The organism is Shewanella sp. 492 (assembly GCF_059338445.1).
Window position 1 is genome coordinate 1,849,639 of record NZ_CM181702.1, and the last position, 19,819, is coordinate 1,869,457.

At 46.5% G+C, this 19,819-nt stretch carries 13 protein-coding genes; 4 read left to right on the top strand and 9 right to left on the bottom strand.

Annotation, left to right across the window (positions count from 1 at the left end):
• Nucleotides 1-109: 109 nt before the first annotated feature.
• Nucleotides 110-631 (bottom strand): disulfide bond formation protein DsbB, encoded by a 522-nt coding sequence (gene dsbB, locus AC5YBX_RS08370; RefSeq protein WP_494519228.1) that lies wholly within the window; start codon nt 629-631, stop codon nt 110-112.
• 86 nt (nt 632-717) lie between these two features.
• Entirely contained in the window at nt 718-2,313 is a 1,596-nt protein-coding gene (nhaB, locus tag AC5YBX_RS08375; protein ID WP_494519227.1) for a sodium/proton antiporter NhaB, read from the bottom strand.
• A gap of 299 nt (nt 2,314-2,612) precedes the next feature.
• On the opposite strand from nhaB, the gene fadR reads away from it, so the two are divergent.
• Nucleotides 2,613-3,371, top strand: a complete 759-nt coding sequence (gene fadR, locus AC5YBX_RS08380) for a fatty acid metabolism transcriptional regulator FadR (RefSeq protein ID WP_475516731.1) — start codon at nt 2,613-2,615, stop codon at nt 3,369-3,371.
• 235 nt (nt 3,372-3,606) lie between these two features.
• Here fadR and tamB read toward each other — a convergent pair whose 3' ends face one another.
• Together tamB and AC5YBX_RS08390 are read right to left on the bottom strand one after the other, a co-directional pair.
• On the bottom strand, nt 3,607-7,449 hold the full coding sequence (gene tamB, locus AC5YBX_RS08385) for an autotransporter assembly complex protein TamB (RefSeq protein ID WP_494519226.1): 3,843 nt from the start codon (nt 7,447-7,449) through the stop codon (nt 3,607-3,609).
• The gene (locus AC5YBX_RS08390; RefSeq protein WP_494519225.1) at nt 7,446-9,290 is read right to left on the bottom strand and encodes an autotransporter assembly complex protein TamA; all 1,845 of its coding nucleotides are present in this window, start codon (nt 9,288-9,290) and stop codon (nt 7,446-7,448) included. The genes tamB and AC5YBX_RS08390 overlap by 4 nt, the downstream gene beginning before the upstream one ends.
• Nucleotides 9,291-9,450: 160 nt before the next feature.
• Between AC5YBX_RS08390 and AC5YBX_RS08395 the strand changes: the two genes are divergently transcribed.
• Together AC5YBX_RS08395 and AC5YBX_RS08400 are read left to right on the top strand one after the other, a co-directional pair.
• Complete coding sequence (locus AC5YBX_RS08395) at nt 9,451-10,476, top strand: isoaspartyl peptidase/L-asparaginase family protein (RefSeq protein ID WP_494521627.1); 1,026 nt, start codon at nt 9,451-9,453, stop codon at nt 10,474-10,476.
• A 141-nt stretch (nt 10,477-10,617) separates the two neighbouring features.
• Nucleotides 10,618-11,571 carry a sensor domain-containing diguanylate cyclase gene (locus AC5YBX_RS08400; RefSeq protein WP_494524737.1) on the top strand — a complete coding sequence of 318 codons (954 nt, stop codon included), beginning with the start codon at nt 10,618-10,620 and terminating at the stop codon, nt 11,569-11,571.
• A gap of 100 nt (nt 11,572-11,671) precedes the next feature.
• Here the strand turns inward: AC5YBX_RS08400 and AC5YBX_RS08405 are convergent, their stop codons facing one another.
• Nucleotides 11,672-12,976, bottom strand: a complete 1,305-nt coding sequence (locus AC5YBX_RS08405) for an anaerobic C4-dicarboxylate transporter (RefSeq protein ID WP_494519223.1) — start codon at nt 12,974-12,976, stop codon at nt 11,672-11,674.
• Between the two features lie 448 nt (nt 12,977-13,424).
• On the opposite strand from AC5YBX_RS08405, the gene AC5YBX_RS08410 reads away from it, so the two are divergent.
• A complete protein-coding gene (locus AC5YBX_RS08410; protein WP_494519222.1) occupies nt 13,425-14,375 on the top strand; it encodes a universal stress protein in 951 nt (316 codons plus the stop codon).
• Nucleotides 14,376-14,455: 80 nt separating this feature from the next.
• Here AC5YBX_RS08410 and AC5YBX_RS08415 read toward each other — a convergent pair whose 3' ends face one another.
• From AC5YBX_RS08415 to AC5YBX_RS08430, 4 genes are all read right to left on the bottom strand, one after another.
• Nucleotides 14,456-14,776, bottom strand: coding sequence for a YdbL family probable chaperone protein (locus tag AC5YBX_RS08415; protein WP_494519221.1), 321 nt, complete (start codon nt 14,774-14,776; stop codon nt 14,456-14,458).
• 25 nt (nt 14,777-14,801) lie between these two features.
• Nucleotides 14,802-14,993: a YnbE family lipoprotein gene (locus AC5YBX_RS08420; protein ID WP_494521626.1), complete on the bottom strand. Its 192-nt coding sequence runs from the start codon at nt 14,991-14,993 to the stop codon at nt 14,802-14,804.
• Nucleotides 14,994-15,102: 109 nt separating this feature from the next.
• On the bottom strand, nt 15,103-18,675 hold the full coding sequence (locus AC5YBX_RS08425) for an intermembrane phospholipid transport YdbH family protein (RefSeq protein WP_494524738.1): 3,573 nt from the start codon (nt 18,673-18,675) through the stop codon (nt 15,103-15,105).
• A 166-nt stretch (nt 18,676-18,841) separates the two neighbouring features.
• The gene (locus AC5YBX_RS08430; RefSeq protein ID WP_494519219.1) at nt 18,842-19,690 is read right to left on the bottom strand and encodes a D-hexose-6-phosphate mutarotase; all 849 of its coding nucleotides are present in this window, start codon (nt 19,688-19,690) and stop codon (nt 18,842-18,844) included.
• Nucleotides 19,691-19,819 lie beyond the last annotated feature (129 nt).

Here is a 19,819-nt window from a genome sequence, read left to right on the forward strand (position 1 = left end):
AGTGTGCGAAGGAGCGTTAAATAGAACGCTTGGCCACTATACACACCATAAAAATGCCCGAGTATCACTACCCGGGCATTTTTATGGTCATTTAACTAAGGCCCGCCGATTAATTACCTTGCTCGTTAGTTTTACTCAAAGCGGGGATGGCGAAAATAGCCAAGGCAAGTAAATAGACTGAAAATGCCACTATCATCCATTGGCCCATAGTGACGCCAAATAGTTGCCAGGGAATATCGGTGCACATACCTGTTGGCATGAATACCGAAGGTAACCACTCATGTAATGGCATCCAAGTCGGAAATTCGGGCAGAAATGAACAGGTCGAAAAAGGCGATGGATTGGTTTGCATATCCACTAGTTCTATCGCGAGCTTTAAGCCCCATGCAGCGCTCACTCCCCATAATATAATGTTCAATAGCCGCACTAAACGATAACGGTAACCTATGCAACCCAATGCGCCAGCAAACAATACCCCAAACAGGGCAAGGCGCTGGTAAATACACATTACGCAGGGGGTTAACTGCATCACATATTGAAAATATAGAGCACAAGATTCAAGAACCAGTGCACTGCTGAATAAGGTTATCCATGCAACACGGGATTGGGCAAAACGGGTTAGTGGGCTCAAACAAACTTCTCCTATAAAAAACGCCTCTTACATTAAGAGGCGTTTTTAAGACTTTACGAAACTAGTTCGTTTAGGTCAATTATCATTTAATGAACGCTAACAGCGCCTTGACTCACTTCCGCTACCGAATGATGGATCAGCATCTGTGAATCATAGAAGTATTGCGTCATGTCAGCTAAATACCCAGTCTCAATCGCCAATACTCCAATAATCGATAATACGATAGTGTAGGGGAGAGCCATCCACACCATGCGTCCGTACGAGAGACGAATAAGTGGTGCGATTGCTGAAGTCAGCAGGAATAAGAATGCAGCTTGGCCGTTAGGTGTTGCTACTGAAGGTAAGTTAGTACCGGTATTAATGGCCACTGCCAGTAGATCAAACTGATCTCGGGTAATTTGTCCATCCAGTAACGCAGCTTTGACTTCGTTAATGTAAACGGTACCAACAAACACGTTGTCACTGACCATTGACAGTAAACCATTCGCAATATAGAAAATCACTAACTGTGTATTACCTTCATAGCTTAATGCCCACTGAATCACTGGGGCAAACAGTTGCTGATCGATAATCACCCCAACAATGGCGAAGAACACGGCGAGTAACGCCGTGAAAGGTAAGGCTTCTTCAAACGCTTTACCTAAGGCATGTTCGTTAGTGACACCATTAAATGCGGTGGTGATAATAATAACTGACAAGCCGATTAAGCCAACTGACGCTAAGTGGAATGCTAACCCGACAATGAGCCAAACACCGACTAACGCTTGAATAGTCAGCTTCATTTTGTCATGTTTAGTGCGTCGAGCATCTTCATGTGAAGCATAATCTGCCAAGATTTTATGTACAGCTTCAGGTAATTGCTGGCCGTAACCAAAGACTTTGAATTTTTCAACTAAGAAACAGGTGAATATCCCCGCGATAAACACGGGCACAGTCACTGGCGCCATACGCAGGGCAAACTCACCAAATTGCCAATTGGCTTGTGCGGCGATGATGAGGTTTTGTGGCTCACCAACCATGGTACATACACCACCTAATGCCGTACCCACACCTGCGTGCATCAATAGGTTACGCAAAAATCCGCGGAAGGCTTCGAGCTCATCTTCACATAAAGAGAAGCCTTCACCATGTTGATCGTTGGTGTGATCATGGTCATCTGCAAAGTTTTTACCTGACGCAACTTTGTGGTAAATGGAGTAGAAACCAACAGCTACAGCGATGATAACCGCAATAACGGTTAGAGCATCGAGAAACGCCGATAAAAATGCCGATGCAATACAGAACATCAAAGAAACGACAATTTTAGAGCGTACCTTAGTGATCATCTTCGTGAAGACAAACAGCAATAACTGTTTCATGAAGTAGATACCGGCAACCATAAAGATCAGCAATAATAATACTTCAAGATTAGCTTCAATTTCATGCAGAACTTGGCTGGGGGAGGTCATGCCGATAATCACGGCCTCGATGGCTAACAGCCCCCCAGGTTGTAACGGATAACACTTTAAGGCCATAGCCAAGGTAAATATGAACTCAACCACCAATAACCAACCGGCAATAAATGGGTTGATATAGAATATAATGGGGTTAATCACTAGAAATGATATAATTGCGAATTTGAACCACTTAGGAGAGTTTCCTAAGAAATTGTCAATAAACGCCCGACTCATAGTCACAGGCATGGCACCCTCTCAAATGTATAATTGTTTTGATAAAAATAGACAAGGAACGGTCCGAAGTTCGGACAGTGTAGCCTAATGATATCTATAAATTAATACTTTTATAAAGCTAAAGTTTAAAAACACAGGGCTACAACAAAATTTGAATTGGTTATTTTTTGATATGCAGCACGTTTAAGTGAAAATTGAGAGCTTCGTCCTTCTAGGTGTGAGTAGTTAATATCGCGGATTAGGTTTCCATTTTTCGTCGCTCTGGTATGATCAGTATTAAGATAATCTCATTTATTTGGAATAGTGGCCTGATGACAACTGTCCCCCAAGCACCAGTACCGCCGAAAAACAAAGATATAATTGAAGCGAAAGGGCCCGCAAGCTTTGCTGAAAAATATATTGTTCGCTCTATTTGGGAAGGGAAATTTCCTCCCGGTTCAATTTTGCCTGCTGAGCGTGAACTATCGGAACTTATCGGGGTTACCCGTACTACACTTCGAGAAGTGTTACAGCGCTTAGCACGAGATGGTTGGTTAACCATTCAACATGGTAAACCAACTCGGGTTAATGATATTTGGGAAACCTCTGGCTTAAATGTATTAGAAACCATTGCCGAACTTAACCCTGCTGGCGAGCCTGTATTACTAGAACAACTCTTGTCGGCTCGCACCAATATCAGCGCTATCTATTTTAAAGGTGCAGTGCGTTATAATCCGGATAAAGTATTAGAAGCGTTGGCACCATTAGCGACATTAAAAGATGAAGCAAAGGCCTATATCGATTTCGACTACCAATTGCATCATGCGCTTGCCTATCATTCGGGTAATCCGCTTTATGTATTGATCTTAAATGGGTTTAAAGGTTTATATAGCCGAGTTGGTAAAGAGTATTTTGCCATTGATCAGGCTCGTGAACTGGCGCTTGATTTTTATCAGGCACTAGAGGCGTTAGCCAAAGAGCATAATCATAATGACATTCCTGTGTTGATGCGCAGTTACGGCATCAATAGTGGTAAAGTTTGGCAACGACATAAAAATGATCTCTTGCTCCAGGCTGAAAAATCATTGTGATGACAAGCTAAGCTGCAACCGCCAATCCAAGCAGCATCCATAGTGAGGCTTGTTGCTATCTGCTAACTTTTAGTGTTGCTAACGTCATTAACACAAAAACCGCATTCACATTCGTTTGTGAACTGCGGTTTTTTATGGATGTCGGTTGACCTTTCGCTATAGCTATTCTCGGCGTGGCATTATTTCGTCAACCGAATGCGAAAAGTAATGATGCACTTATTAAAGTTTAAATTGGCTAATCGATATTAAAGTTGTAATAGATATCGAGTGATTTCTCTACCGTGCCTGAGACACTTTCTAAATAGAGCTGAGACAGTAAATAGTAGCGCACCGTCATCTCATAACCTGGGTTAAAGACACCAATACCATATTTGACCATTAAGTTATCACCAATAAAGCCACTAATAGCCACCTTACCATCATCATTAGCATCGAGCTGTACATTAGAAAGACCAAATTTCTCAACGATGCCTGTCGCTGAACTGCCAATGTTATTGACTGCACCGCCACCCAATTGGTTACCAAGGGTTAATGCCGCTCCCATCATTAAGGCGTTATTTTGTGAGTCACTATTATTGTTAAAGCCAGTTCCCTTGACAATGTATGACAAGATCTCCGCTTGCTCCTTGGTTGGCGAAGAGAAGAGGGTGACAATGGGTTTTAAAGGCGTACCAGTGACGCGGACTCCGGCGATGACATCTTCGCTTTTAATTTCTCGTACCGCTTCAATATTGAGGTTAGGGACATCGATAGGCCCTATAAATTGCACTTCACCGGTGTTGATTGCGAGTTTCTGCCCCATAAATTTATAAAATCCATCAACCACTTTTACATCGCCATACAACAAGGGGGGTTTAAAGGCTTCTTGACGAAGCGTTAAGGTGCCTTGTAGTCGACCCGTTAATCCCATACCGTCAATGGTTAACTGATCGCCTACTTGGATGTCAATTTTAGAGGTGATGGCGATAGGATTGACCTTCTGCTGTTCACTGGCTTTACTATCGTTAAAGACCACATCGCTGGATTCGGCTACCCCCCCTTCGGGCAGTTGAACAATATTGATATGGCCAGTGGGCACATTAATTATCCCACTGACATCCAAACGCTCTGGTCCAAAGGTAATGTTTATGTCGGGTGATACATCTAAAATGACCATCGGCGGTTGGATAACGGCAAGCTTATCACCGTTAACCGCTAAATTGCCTTGAAATGCTTCACCGCCCCAATCGAGATCACCACTTAAGTTGGCTTTACCATTGCCCATTGTCCAGCCACCTTGAACACTGGCCGCTTGTCCTTGTAGCCGAACAGCGATATTGATGTCATCGAGTAAGGTTGGATTAGCCGCTGCGAGTAATTTGCCCCGGGATAGATCGATGTTACCGGTTACCTGAGGTTGGCTTAAGGAGCCTGATAACTGCAGTGCACTGTCGATTTGCCCATTTAAGGTGGCCAATTGTGGGGTGAAATTGGCCAGAGCCTGCAGATCAATATTAGCGATGTTGATATTACCTGATAGGGGCTTTTCTGGACCGACACCTATGGCTACATAGCTGTTAAGTTGCGCCAATTCCTGCGCATCAAGCTGGGCATTTAAGACGAATTGTTCTGCGTCTAATGCAGCATTAAACTGCAGTTGTCGATAACGACTTTCCAGTTTTCGTTTACTGGTTTGTAATAAGACCTGCCCAGCACTGAAGTTTAAATCAACCCGTGCTTGTGGTTTTTGCTGCGGTGCCCAACTTAGCTGTGATTCGAGAGTCGCAGGGCCCTGCCACGACATGTTTACTGGTAATAATGGTTTAATCAGTGCGCCAATATCCCCGGCAAACTGAATATTGGCATCGCCAGATTTGCCAAGTTCTACATCGTCGTTGAGACACAGTTTTCCGTGTTGATGTTGCCAGCAAAATGGGTCGATGTTTCCTTGTTGGGCATTATTATCCCAATTAAACACAATGGGGTGATTAAGCTGGACTAATCCAAGCAGAGAATCAAGGTTTAGCTTATTGACTGACAGTGCGAGTTGTTGTTTGTCCATATCAAACGTCGATGCTATCGCACTGTCTAAAATTACATCGCCTTCACTTTGTAGACTCAGTTGCTGCACCGCTTGATCGCCTTGTATTCCAAGGGTGATAGAGTCAAATTCTACCGCAGGCATGACGATTGCTGAGGCGTTCATTGATAAGGCAAATTGGTGATCATCCAATGGTCGATAAAAAGCTGTTAGGTGAGTTTTATCTACAGCATTACCAGCAAAACTAAGATCGCGACTGTCAACATTCAGAGCCAGCTCAGGATGTTGGCTGTCACCAGAAACCGTGATCTTGGCATTAATGCTTCCGGAGGCATCGGGGTGCCATAAATTCAGCGCCGGAATAGCTAATTGACCACCGAGCGCCCATTGTTGGTCAACGTTTCCTGATATAGCCAACTCTGCGTCTAGCGCGTGAAGCACTAAGCGATTAGCGTTAAGTTGCCATAAATGGTTAAGATTAACATCTCCTTCTACTCGTAACGGGTACTGATCTATCTGGCCTTGCAGCGCTGCCTCGCGAATGGCTACTTGCCATTGTTTAGCAGCCACTGAGCCCTGACTTATCAATGAACCGCTGATATTGGTATTTGGTAAGGTGGTCTCATTATCAAGCGTCAGAGATGCCAATTGTAGCGAGTCACTGGTTATGGCTAAGTCCCACCTGATCTCATCGCCATAACCCACAGAGCCTAAAGCTTGCAGGTTACCCATATCACTAATGATGGCCAATTGGCTTATCGTGACCGTTTGCTCACTGTGACTCAACTGAGCATCCAGCTGCAGCATAGGATGATAAGGGGTCAAAACGTGGCCATTCACTTTAGCCTGTTGTTGGCTAAGCGACCCTGCCGTTTCCAGCGTGATAGCTTGTGCTCGATATAGTGGCGCATCGAGCGGCCACATAAGTTGTTCGCTAGTCAATTTGAGCTGGTAGGGGAGCTCGGGATCGGCTAAATCAATTTCACCTTCTAAGGCTAAGTTAATATGTCCTTGGCCTGCGGCCGTTAGCTGCAACCGCTGTAGGTCACCACTCAGGTTTAGTTCGAGGGTTTGCTGAGACAAGCTTGGTAGTTCAGCTATGTTATCGATTGTCGCCTCAACTTGAAGGGCCATTGGGTAATGGGCGCTAAGCGTAATGTCACCATCGACAGTGATTTGACCGTAATCATGGGTGACTTGCAATAGATCCACAGCAAGAAGATAGTCAATGTAGTTACCTTGTAAGTGGATACTGGCGAAGTTGTCAGTGCGATCGCCCAGTTGCAATTGACTGTCGCTCAATTGCAAATTATCGACAAAAATGGGCATAGGCATGGCGACTTGCGGCAAGCTTGCAAGGGGCCATGGGCTATCCAGGGGATCGGCTACCGTTGTGAGTGGCTCAGCCTCATTTTTGGGGATAGAGACTAATAGTCCTAGGCTGTCGAGCGAGTGGATACGTAGGCCATTAGTTAACCAGCTGGCTTGGCCACTGAGCTGCTGAGCGTTAAATCGCATCTTATCGACCGCCACCTTAATTTGTTGCAGTTGCGTATGACTCAATAAAATATCGACAGGCAGTTGCAGTAGGCCTTGTTCTGTAACGGGGTCAATTTTGGGCTCTGCAGCGTCGGCGCTGAGCTCGGCAGTATCGATATCGACATTGACGGCCGTGGCCGTTAATGCCTCCACACAGAGCTGACGTTGCAGTAGGCATAGTGGCCGCCAATCGAGTGTTAAGTCATCAATTGCGACTGTCAGTCCACGCATTTGCCAACGGGCCAGGGATAAACTCAGTTGTTTGTTAAGGGTGCCAGATTGGTAGTTAAGCGTTAATCCGTCGATAAATGTATCGGCGATACTCACAGCGATACGGCTGCCAAATGGGGTTCCAAATAACACGGCAACAATGACTAACAGTGAAAGCGGTACATAGAATACGAAGCGGATGGTGTTTTTAAGCCAACGAAGTAATCGCGTGGCGAAGGTTTTGCCTTGAGCGGTTGCTTCTTCGGTCGGTAAGTCAGATATTGGTGGTTTGTGTGTCGATTGGGTCATAACTCAGCCCCCATCGACAAGTGGATCCGCCATGAGCGCTCAACGGTTTCTGACTCGTTGAGGCCCACCCCTAAATCTAGCTTGATCGGGCCAATAGGAGAGATCCAGTGGATGCCAGCACCGACGGCGACAATGGGGTCGATTTGGTCGACATCAAAGGCATTACCGCCGTCGACAAAGGTCGCTACTCGCCAGGTGGGGGTGACATAGTATTGATATTCAATACTGCCCACCATTAAATAGCGACCACCAACGACCATACGAGCTAATTGATCATCTTGAGTTCGATAATCTATGTAAGGCCCTAGTTCATTAAAACTATAACCACGGATACTCTCATCGCCACCGGCAAAATAGCGTAAAGAGGGCGGGATGTTTGCTAAGTCGTCGTCGGCGGCAAGGTTAGCACCGAAGTCCATACGTGTGACGAGTCGGTGCTTATCGAAAAAGGTGTCAATCCATTTAAATTTGGCTTGTAGTCGTGTTAGGCGTACTTCTGAACCTAGGGTGGGGTCGGCATATTCTACGCTGTAATATTGATAGAAACCTGATTTCGGATCCAGCGAATTGTCGCCGCGATAAGTGTGGCTAAGACTACTGCCTAAGAGTAAAAAATTGGGGTCATAATAGGTATCCGATTGCGTATAGGACTCTTTAATGGCATCGAGTGAATAACTGAGTAACCAATTATGGTTAAGGCGTTTTTGCCGCAGTACACCAGCAGTGCGCTTGGTGGATTCGAGTTCTCCGGTATTAACATAACGGCGTTCGTCGGGGTCGTACAATTGGGTTACCCCATATTTGTCACGTAGTAAGCCAAGCCGAATTTTAAGCTGATCATCCAGCGGGTGGCTAAGCGGAATGGTATAAGTCGTAAGAAATTTTGGCCGATCGGGAGACCACTCAATACTGGTCTCTTGTGAGTGTCCATAACGATTGATCTGCGGCGTTTGCCAGGTGACACGTACTCTTGGATCAACACTATTGTTGGCCGAACTGCCAATATCGACACCCACCCCCAATTTAATTGAATGGCTGGGTTTTGGGGTAAGTTCAACCTTAATGGGGACGAGTTGCTGCTCAATTTTATCCAGTTGGGGTAACACTTTGATGTTTGTAAAATAGCCAGTGTCGACCAGCTCACGGTTTAAGCCACCTAGTGCACCGGTGCTGTAATTGGTGTTTGCTTCAAAGGGAATTAACTGATCGAGTAATCCTGGGATCAGCGTATGGCCAGTAAAATTGACACTGCCCATTTTATAACGCGGTCCAGAATCATAATGCAGATTAATTTGCGCGCGATTGAGATCACGGTTAACCACTATGGTATTGGTCAGGTAACGGCCATCGAAATAGCCACGGGCTAATGCCAAGGTGAGCAGTTGCGACTTAATGGTTTCATACTGGCCATGGTTAAGAATATCACCAGGTTTTAGTTCGAGTTTGGATAACCATATGTTGACGACTTTATCTTGGCGAATTTCACCGCTCAGTTGAATATCAACCCATTGAACACGGGTTGGCTCACCTGGAGTGACTCTTAAAGTCAGTTGCCATGGCCCTTGTTCTGGACTGTCTAATTGTTGGTCGACCACACCATGGTAGTAACCGAGTGAGTGTAGCGCGGCATCGAGGCTGTCTGCGGTATTAAATAAAAAAGCGCGGCGTTGTACTTCAGATGTTGGTAAGGGGCTTAAATGGGCGGTGATATTTTTGGTTAACGTCTCATCTGCACCAAGGATATTAATATTAAGCCATTGATTTGCTGATGCTACTGATGTATGAATGCCTAGCCAAATGACCACAAGGATGAGAAGCGACTTAACGAAAAAAATTCGCACTCAAAACGCCTTTATCTAATTTAAAAAGTGATTAAGGTTTATTGTCGCAGATTATTACGGTCAAGCAAGACGATGATTGTAATTAATAATTAAAATCGGTACAAACAATACAAACCATAGCAAGGAGCCTTAGGTGAACAGTACAATCAAATTATTTAGCTTGACCGCACTCTTGAGTATCGTTGCTACAACAGTGGGCGCGACATCATCACAGCCGTTTGCTATCGCCATTCATGGTGGGGCTGGCACGATTTCAAAAGCTGCGTTGAGTGATGCACAGCAACAAGCTTATCGCACCAAATTAAAGCAAGCAGTTGATGCGGGTTATCAAGTATTAGACAAAGGCGGAGATAGCCTTAGTGCGGTCACTGCCGCGATTAGCATCTTAGAGGATAGCCCCTTGTTTAATGCAGGGGTTGGCGCAGTGTATACTTTTAATGGTCAACATGAGATGGACGCCGCCATTATGGATGGCAGTACCCTAAATGCCGGGGCCATCTCGGGAGTTAAACACATTAAGAACCCGATCACGCTCGCCCGCCGTGTGATGGACCATTCGCCTCATGTGATGCTATCTGGTAGTGGCGCCGAGGAGTTCGCGTTGACCCAAGGTTTTGAGCTTGTGCCAGTCAGTTATTTTGATGATGACCATCGTTATCAGCAGTTACTCGATGCCAAAGCCAAGCTAAAGGCGGCTCAGGTCGGTGATGTTAGTGGCGCGTCACAAGCATCATTGTTGTTTGACGATCCACAGGAGCTCGATTACAAGTTCGGCACTGTTGGCGCGGTGGCCCTGGATAAACAGGGTAATTTAGCCGCTGGAACCTCTACCGGCGGCATGACAGCCAAACGGTTTGGTCGCATTGGCGACTCGCCGGTCATTGGGGCTGGTACCTATGCTGAAAATAAGGTGTGTGCAGTGTCGGCGACCGGCCATGGAGAATATTTTATTCGTTATCACGTGGCGGGAGATATCTGCGCGAGAGTGAAATACCAGCAAAAATCAATTATTCAGGCCGCCGATGAGGTGATTAATCAACGTTTAATCACTGCTGGCGGTGCCGGAGGAGTGATTGCTATCGACCAACGTGGCAATATCGCAACTCCCTTTAATACTGAAGGCATGTACCGCGCGACTCGAAAAAGCGGCGAACCCGCGCAGGTATTGATCTGGAACAATAATTAGTCAGCATGAATGTTTGTATTAGGTTGGATAATCGCTTAGCCTAATTCGCGCCATTGGATAGGCCTCAGATAATTTAAACTACTTTAATAACAGAGGCCATATATGCAGGTCCCAAGTATTCCCCCAAATGAGCCGTGTCGGTTGTCAACGTTAACCGCGTTGAATATTCTCGACACGGCACCAGAAGAGCGTTTTGATCGTGTCACTCGAGTGGCTAAGCGCTTATTTAATGTCAAGATAGCTTGCGTTAGCCTGGTTGATAAACAGAGACAATGGTTTAAGTCTGCCATAGGTACTGATGTGCGTCAGACGCCAAGGGATATCTCTTTTTGTGGCCATGCCATTTTAAAAGATGAGCTGTTTCATATTAGCGATGCCACCCAAGACAGCCGCTTTGCCAACAATCCGCTAGTCACAGAACCGCCGCATGTGCGGTTTTATGCAGGGCAACCGCTACATGCACCCAATGGCCAATTGATGGGAACCTTGTGTATTATCGATGATCAGCCTAGACAGTTAACGGATGAGGATAAACTGGCACTTAAAGATCTGGCGATGATGGTTGAAGATGAGCTAGCAGCTATCGAGCTGGCGACCAGTGATGAATTGACAGGGATAGCGAATCGACGCGGCTTTATGGCTCTGGTCGATAAAAGCTTGCAAATGATGCAGCGCAATAAACAGCCAGCGTGCTTGGTTTATCTCGACTTAGATAACTTTAAGCCGATTAATGATCAGTATGGTCATGGTGAAGGCGATAAAGTCTTGTGTCTGTTTGCGCAGCAAATGTTAACTGCCTTGCGTGATTCAGACATTGTGGGTCGTTTTGGCGGCGATGAGTTTGCCGCTTTTTTCCATGATTGCACACCGGCTGTTGCACAAACAGCGGTTAAGCGTTTTGGTGAACATTTACACGAAGTTATGTTGCGAGAGCAACTGCCTTATCCGCTGCAATTTTCCTATGGCATGGTTGCCGTAGCGGTTGATGAGGCGGCTGATATCACCCAACTGTTGCAACAGGCTGATGAGCAAATGTATCGTCACAAGCATCAAAAGAAAGGGTTAACCTCTGTCACACTCGCACTTGGTGAGTAAGCGTATAGATTGCGCTTGCCACCCGTTTGCCCACTCACTCTATGGTCCTCCACATCAGGGGGCGCTTATAACCCCCTGAGTTTGCTGGGTTGCTAAGTCCTTAGCCTAACAGTAGCTCGCCAAAGACAAATCCAAGTAGTACTGAGGTGCCGATTGTCACCACTCCGGGGATAAAGAAGGGGTGGTTAAACACCCAACGACCGATGCGGGTCGAGCCTGTGTCATCCATCTCCACAGCGGCTAATAATGTTGGGTAGGTTGGCAAAACAAACAATGCACTGACTGCGGCAAAAGAGGCTATCGCTGTCATGGGAGCAACGCCAATGGCTAGCGCGGCTGGCATTAATGCGGTGGTCGTTGCCCCTTGTGAGTAAAGCAGCATCGACGCCAAAAACAGCGTTAATGCCAATAGCCAAGGATACTGCTGTAATAGCGCTGCCGCGACATCTTTAATTTCATCAATATGACCGGCGACTAAGGTATCACCCAGCCAAGCGACGCCGAGTACGCAAACACAGGCGCTCATTCCTGACTTAAACGTGGAAGCCTCAGAGATCTTGCTGGCATCGATATGAGTAAAGGTCACAATGGCCGCGGCGGCCGTTAACATAAATACCATGATGGCATCGTTACGGCTTAAAGTGGGTTCGGTGATCAGCGCCACCGAATCGGAGATCAGGGTGGCATACACGATGACACAAACAATGGCACTGATAAAGATGGCGGTAGCGAGCTTAGCGCTAGGGGCGATCACTTGTGTTGAACTTTGTTGTTGGCTAACCAGTCCTTGAGCCAAACGCTGCTGGTAAATGGGGTCGTCTTTTAGTTCACTCCCCATCACATTGGCGACTATAGCGCCCACCATACAAGCACAAAAAGTCGCCGGAATACAGATCGCCAATAATGTCAGATAATCAACGCCTAATGGTTCGAGTATGCCAGAGAAAAACACCACAGCGGCTGAGATAGGCGATGCTGTTATGGCAATTTGTGAGGCGATAACGGAAATCGACAGTGGCCGAGATGGGCGGATCCCTTGCTCTTTAGCGACTTGTGCAATAACGGGCAAGGTTGAAAATGCGGTGTGACCTGTGCCTGCAAGCAGCGTCATAAAATAGGTGACGATCGGTGCGTAAAAGGTGATGTGTTTGGGGTTTTTTCTTAAAAAGGTCTCAGAGAGTTGTACTAGCCAGTCTAATCCTCCGGCAACTTGCATTGCCGCAATGGCAGCGATCACCGACATGATGATTAAAATGACATCCACCGGAATATGACCGGGATCTAGGCCTAAGATGAGGGTGAGCACCAGCACGCCTGCGCCGCCAGCCAGCCCTATGCCAATGCCGCCCATTCTGGCACCTAGATAGATAAAGGCCAGTACTACAAATAGCTCTATTGCGATCATAAAAACTCCAGGTGTAAAAACAAAAGGACGGTATGAGAGCAGGGAAGCTTATTAATAGTATGACTTGCTTATGCACGATGTACTGATTTTACGCCTTTAATCACTATAGTAGCGCCAACTAATTCACTTTTTCTGTACCTTGTGAACTTGTTCACAGCGGTGAGATGCGCTAACGGCCTTACACCACAAAATGGGGGGATTAACTTGTCGTCATTACCTGCCATTTGTATTGCCTATTTATTATGGCATTCGTACTGGCGCTAATAGAGATTACCGTTGTGGTCGGTATTATGGCAAACGGATTTTTTAAGTCGAAAATGTTATAAACAGTAATCATTTTCATTATCAGCTGTTTGGCGCTAGCCCAGTGTTTATGCGGTAAACAGCTTCAAATAGCGTCTCAGGCTCAACTACAATTAGGGTTCCCCCATGGCAAGATGGATCCGTTATGGACAGCTACAAACGATTGCTAGTGGTTATCGATGAACACGATTTTAATTTTAGAGGTATCTCAAGGGCCGCCTATATGGCCAAAAAAAGTCAAGCGCATATCCTAGTCATGTTGCTTGAACATAGTCATTTTGTCTCACGCCTTGTACATACTTTTTATCGTAGTCAAGACACCCAACAAGCCAATGCCGATAATGGTGCACCAACTATCGACGCTAAACGTCAATGTTTAGTTGACTTTATCCACTCGGTTGCTCATACAGGCGTTGCAATATCATATGCATCGACATCGTGCCACGCTATTGATGATGTGTTGCAGTGTTGCCGAGATTTTCATGTTGATGCGGTTTTGATTAGTGCCTCGACTCGCAAGTTATGGCACTGGTTAGCGATTAAATCATTAGATGTGAGATTACTTAAAGAGTCACCGAAGCCTGTGGTGATAGTAAAAGATCATGCTTGGCAACCAGGCGGGCGAATTTTATCTCTGGTCGAGCCTTGCGCTGAAGGGCTGCAGCATCAATCGTTAAATGAAACGGTATTACAAACGACCGAACACTTTACCCGACTGTTAAAGGGGAATTGTCATCTGCTTGATTGCTATTATGGTGATAACCCCAGTATCTCTTTTCAGCAACCTGTCATGCCTGAAACTGATGAACAGTATCATTTGCGCCAACTGTCGCTCTATTCGAGTCGTTATCACCTGTTACCGGATCAGAGCCGGCATCATGTGCCAGCCAGTCATTTTCATGTGGCTAAAGCGCTCCCTGAAGACGCCATAGCCGTGCTGGCGAAGCAGGTGGATTCGGAGTTAGTGATTGTGGGCGATGCTGGCGAGTCTAATTTGCTCTCTAGCATGTGTGGTAATACCGCTGAGCAGGTGATCGATCGTATCGATTGCGATCTACTGGTGGTTAAACCTCGCTCGTCAGCGGTTTATCATTAGGCAAAAGAAAAGGCGCCCATCTCATAGGCGCTGGAGGTTAGTTGCTTAGCTGGTGACTATGTTAAGTATCTAGTTAAAGGTTATTTCTTAATCCAATTACCTTGAGGCGTTTGGATATATTCACCTCTATCGGCGGCGGCAATGGCCTTTTCTGCTGCCAGTTTGGCGACATCTTCGACGCTAATGCCATTTTGCGTGGCAATTTTTTGATAATGGGCTCGGCGCTTAGCATTGACCGAGTCAGCCAGTTGTTTGGCTTGGCTATTGTTAACGACCAGTCCTAAATAACCATTCACCTGCTCACCGACAAGACCTTGACTCTTGGCCTCTTGTAAGGAGATAGCGAACGCATTTAGGCTCAACAGCAATCCGGTTATGAGTATAAGTATTTGACGTTTCATGGTGATTTCCTGATCTCAAAATGGGTTAAAATAGCTCATTGTTATTGAGTAACTCATCAAGCTCTTTGTCGACCTTGATCTTGATCTCGTGCTCAATTTTAACATTAAGATTAATCACAATAGGCTTATCTGGCGGCTCGATTTTAACCGTGGGTGAACAGCCTATGGTACTTAATAGCGCGGCCGCTATGGTGGTGCTTATTAACGTCGGCAATATCTTCACTAGTGATTCCTTTTTTGTAGCGATGATCGTTTCTGGATCATTCAAGGTGAGCTCAGCTTAATCCTTTATAGATGACCATAACCTGAACATGATTGGCGCCCGCTTATTGTGCCATCGACTGTTCAATATCCTGTTGTAGGCGATCACCTATTTGTAAACTCTTGAGCAACTGCAACATATTCTCTTCTTGAGCGTAGTTCAAGTGAATAGGGCGTTCAATATCTTTAGCCTTACCTTTTACATTAACGTGCAGCACGGCATCGCCATTGGCGGCCATATCAAAACGACTCGATAGCTCGCTATAGTGCAGTTCTTCGAGGGCGGAAAAAGCAAAATCCAAATAGGGCTGAGAGGATCGCATCTGCATTACCGCAGGATTATTGCCCACTTTAATCAAGCCACCTGGTGCACGCGCGGCCAATTTCCCGCCTGTAACCGACACTTTACCATCGACAATTTGCATAGGTAAAACACCGTCAAAAATACCATCGGCATAAATGCCTTGTTGTGGCTGAATGGTTAGTAGCTGGGCTAAATCTAACGCCTGTAACACCAGATACGCTTCGGAGGGTTGATGTAAGTCGAGCGAAAATTTAGGCAGCAGCAAATGGCCACCTAGGGTATCGGCGCTGGCATTGATATTAATATCGGCTGTTTGAAGCAAAGCCTCTTTAGTCTCTTGGCTCGACGCGCTTTGAGAAGACCAATTAAGTTGAGTACTGGCATTGATATTATTGAGTACCACGCCAGGATTAAATGCCTGCGTCTGAAGGCTTAGGTCATTACAGTTAATGCTGCGTTTGCTAGGGCTATGTTTTATCGCACTCGCACTGAAATAACATTTGCCATCAAGGTTAAACTGTTCAAAGGGCAGTAGGTTAATGCTACCTTCGCTGATTTGAATTTTTGGTGTCAGCTGCATGGAGAAGTGGAGTTCATCAGGCTGCCATGAGAGTTGATGATGGCTGGCTAGCTGGATATCGCCAATGGTCGTAAGAGGCATGTTGAGGGCAAAACTGCTACAGAGTTGGTTGATTAGTTGCTGCAGATCGCTATTAAGCGCGAACTCACCTTGTAGCGCGACCTTATCTGGTTGTTTTGCCAGTGTCAATTGATGCTGACTGCGCATCGATAACTGTCCAGCCGTCCATTGCTCTGCTGTGCTTAGCCGATATTGGCTGGCGCTGGCTTGCCAATCGAGTTGTTGAGTCATCCCCAGCTGGGTGATCGCAAAAAGATTACGTTGCCGGCGTTTTTTCAGCTGATAATACTGCTGATTAACACTGATATTTTCAAGGCTAAGTTCAAGTTGATTTTGCCATGGTGCGTTCAGAACCAAAGCTGCCAGTGAGTGTGATGGTGCGCTCAGATTCGACTGCGCGCTCGTGTTGGCGACAGGTTTATTGTTTACAGCTGAGCTGCTCTCCTCTGTAAGGGAGGCTATGTACCCCATATCAATAGCGCCCACATCTAAGCGAGCGACGCCTATGTTGGTCGTGGTGGCAATTGTATGTTGCTCATCACTAATTTGCCGATGCGTCAGTTGCGTCCCATTAAGTTGCAGCATGAGGGGGGGGAGATATAGTTGAGTCGTTAGTTTGCCTGTGTTTTTATTATTAAGCTCCGCGTCGAGGTTAATATGTAGCGTCTCTTTACTGTTGAAAACAAGCTCGGCACTGGTCAGTGTTTGTGCTGGCAGCGCCGCAACGAGGTTACTTAACTGGGTTAGCTGTGGGTTAAGGGTTGAGATACTCAAGGGGCGCAATAACCATTGGCTTGCGCCATTAGCTAGCTTGTTGAACTGGCCACCGCTTAGTTGCAGCTCAGTGCGATGACTCGCAAGCTGGTAGTGCTCGCCAGCTTGCACGAAGGTGAATTGATTGCCACTGTTACTTATATCGATATGACCAAATTGCAGTTTAACCTCATCAGCAGTGTTAAAACTCAGTGGTTCAGTGAGCGCAAGTGTGAACTGTGTTGAGGCGACATCAAGGGACTGATGACGATAATATGGCCCGTCGATTATCAGCTGTGCCTCAGGCAGCACTGTCAAGGCAAAGCTCGATGTTGCAGCCCCTGCTGACAGCGCTGTGGGGTAGGTTGCGTTGGCGCTGCCTGTTGCAGACAACGCTATGTTATCGGCGCGTAGCTGCGAATCTATCCTCGTATCACAGGGAGCAATAGGGGCTGCGTTTTCTTGCTGCGTTGAAAAACCGACACATAAGGTGGATGGGTGCGCCAGCGTCAGCTGCCAATCGGTGGTGACACTGGTTTCATCAATTTTATTCACGCTCTTGAGATGTTTTAGCTCAGTATTAAGCTGTAAATTACCCAGTAACAGCTCTGCTTGTAGGTGCTCAATGCTTAATTGTTGTGAATTAATTTGATAGTTAAGCGGACTGGCAAGTTGCAACATAAGATAAAGTGGCTGGCCAGTTAGCTCACCAAGTAGAGTGCGCAGAGATTGCTGAGAGTGCAGAGCGTCCTGATCTGGGGGAGAGGGTTGGCGGTGATTATCAGCCGAATTGTTATCCGCCACGTTGCTTTCAGACAAGGCAGTTGTACTCAATAGCCTATCGAGTGTATTGAGCAAAGGCGCGTGGGTCGTGGCCCCGCTATAGAATGCCTGACGTTGCAATGGCGATATTGCCAGCTCAAGTTGGCTTGGCGCAAGGCTCACGCTTAGGTCGCTAACTGGACCGGTGATCTCGAAGGCAATGCTATTTGATGGCAATGAGTTGCTTGGCGTCGAAACGGAGGCTGAGTCAGCACCGCCCTCAATCGGCAGCGCTTTTGGAACTAATTGCAAAGGTGAGTTAAATACTGTACCAGTCAAGCCGTTAAGTGTTAGCGAAAACGGCTCCAGTTGATGGCTGGAATCGATGCGGGCCTTGGCAATATCGAGCCGAGTCGATGAAATAAGCTGGCCGCTGATATCTATATGCTGGGTAGCTAACTGGTGTTTTAGTGCGATAAATTGGCGCAGTGGAGGCGTCTCTTGCTGCTGCGCCGGCGCCGATGCTACCCACTGGGCCATGAATGCTTGGAGGGTATCTAAGGATAAGCGAGTGTCGAACTGCCAGCTCTCGTCAGATAGTTGCGCATCGAGGCCAAACAGTAATTTATCATGATGACTTAACTGGCTGGTCACTCTTCCTTGATTATCGATATTGAGATAATCCAGACTTAGGCTCAGTTGTTCACTCGGGATCTGCTGCACACTCAGTTGCGTCTGTCCTATGGCTATTTTAGGTATTGCTACCATATCGAGCGACAGCGCTGGGCTAGTCGTCGGGGCGAGTTCTGTATTGGGATTGGAAGAAAATAGCGTGGGTGATAACAGCACCTCAATGTGCCTAATGGCCAGCGTGTCAATATTCTCGAGAGAAAAATGTGTCCATGTAACGGCATCATTGAAGGTCAATTGCAGATCGCTGATGGCGATATGACTGTCGTTGACCTGTAAATCTAACTGTGCAACATGGCCGTTGAGCACACCGTCAAGGTTAACATTGAGGGCACTGATTTGGGTGTTGGCAGGTAATAGGTAACGATTCGCTAGGCTTTGGGTGATACCACTGAGATTGGCAGCCACTAAACCGAGGGCGACAACCATTAGCAGCGCCGTGATCAGTAGCGCTGCCATTAGGCGTGATTGACTCAGTCGCTGCCGCATCTATCCCTGTCTCTTTGTCATATGGTTCGGTTGTTGCCCTTAATGTCGTTGGCTAAACATGCTGCGCCACAAATAGAGTCGTTACGATCAGTCTAGCAGTTATGTCGGGCGGGCCGTCCATTGGCGCAACATAAGCTGCTCAGTTGGCTATTTATGGCCAATGCTGTTAGTTGGCCCAGCTGATCTCAGTAGTTAAGGTATGACTGCCATAGGGGGCAAGGGTGACTTTATCTTCAAGCACATTGGCCGCTTCGAGGCATACCATGGTGAGATAATCATCATGATTAAAGCGTGCTAGGCGCTTGGATTTATCAATCCATGGGTTCCACAGAACTGCCGACTGGCTATTGCGGCGACAGACATTAATTATCCCTTGGGGCGTATGTAGCTGCTGTCGTGGGCCAAGGGCGTTATAAACCCTATCGGTTTCTTGGTTGAATATCACTTCATCTGTGGCCTGCGGATAGGGCCCTTTACCAAATTCAATGTAATGGGCGCCACTAAAGCCAGTGGCTTTAAGTTGGTGAATATCGTCAATAGGGAAATAAGTATGCAAGGCTTGGGTTAGGCTTACGGTTTCATCGCTGAGATTGGTATTGATTAAGCTGACGCTTAAGGTATCGCTTAGGGTAAACAGCAGCTCGACTTTGGTGTCATGGGGCCAGCTGATCCTGTCTTCATCATTGATGGATAAACTAAATTTAAGTTCGGCTATGTCATTGCGCAGCTGCACCGAATCGAGTGTCCAAATACGAGTGCGTGCAAAACCATGTTGCGGCCATTCTGGATGGTTGCTCATACCGAACCAAGGCCAACATACGGGAATACCACCACGAATACCATGCCCGGGCTGATAATCATCCGCGCTCGACACCCAGAGTAACGGGGGCTTGCCTTTAGGGGTGAAACGGTCGATCTGCGCGCCTTGCATAAAGATCCGCGCCTCGCACAAGGGGGTGTCGATTTCGACATAGTCGAGTCCGTTAGGGTGTTTTTTGGTGGTAACAGAAGCCATCGTCTTATCCTATTGCCTAATATTGGCCTGAGGCCGCAGAGGTATTAGCTTAACGTTTTTTTTATTTAAGGATAAGTATCGCCTTGATTTTTTTTGCTGTTTTATTATCCCCGCTCAATATTATTAGTC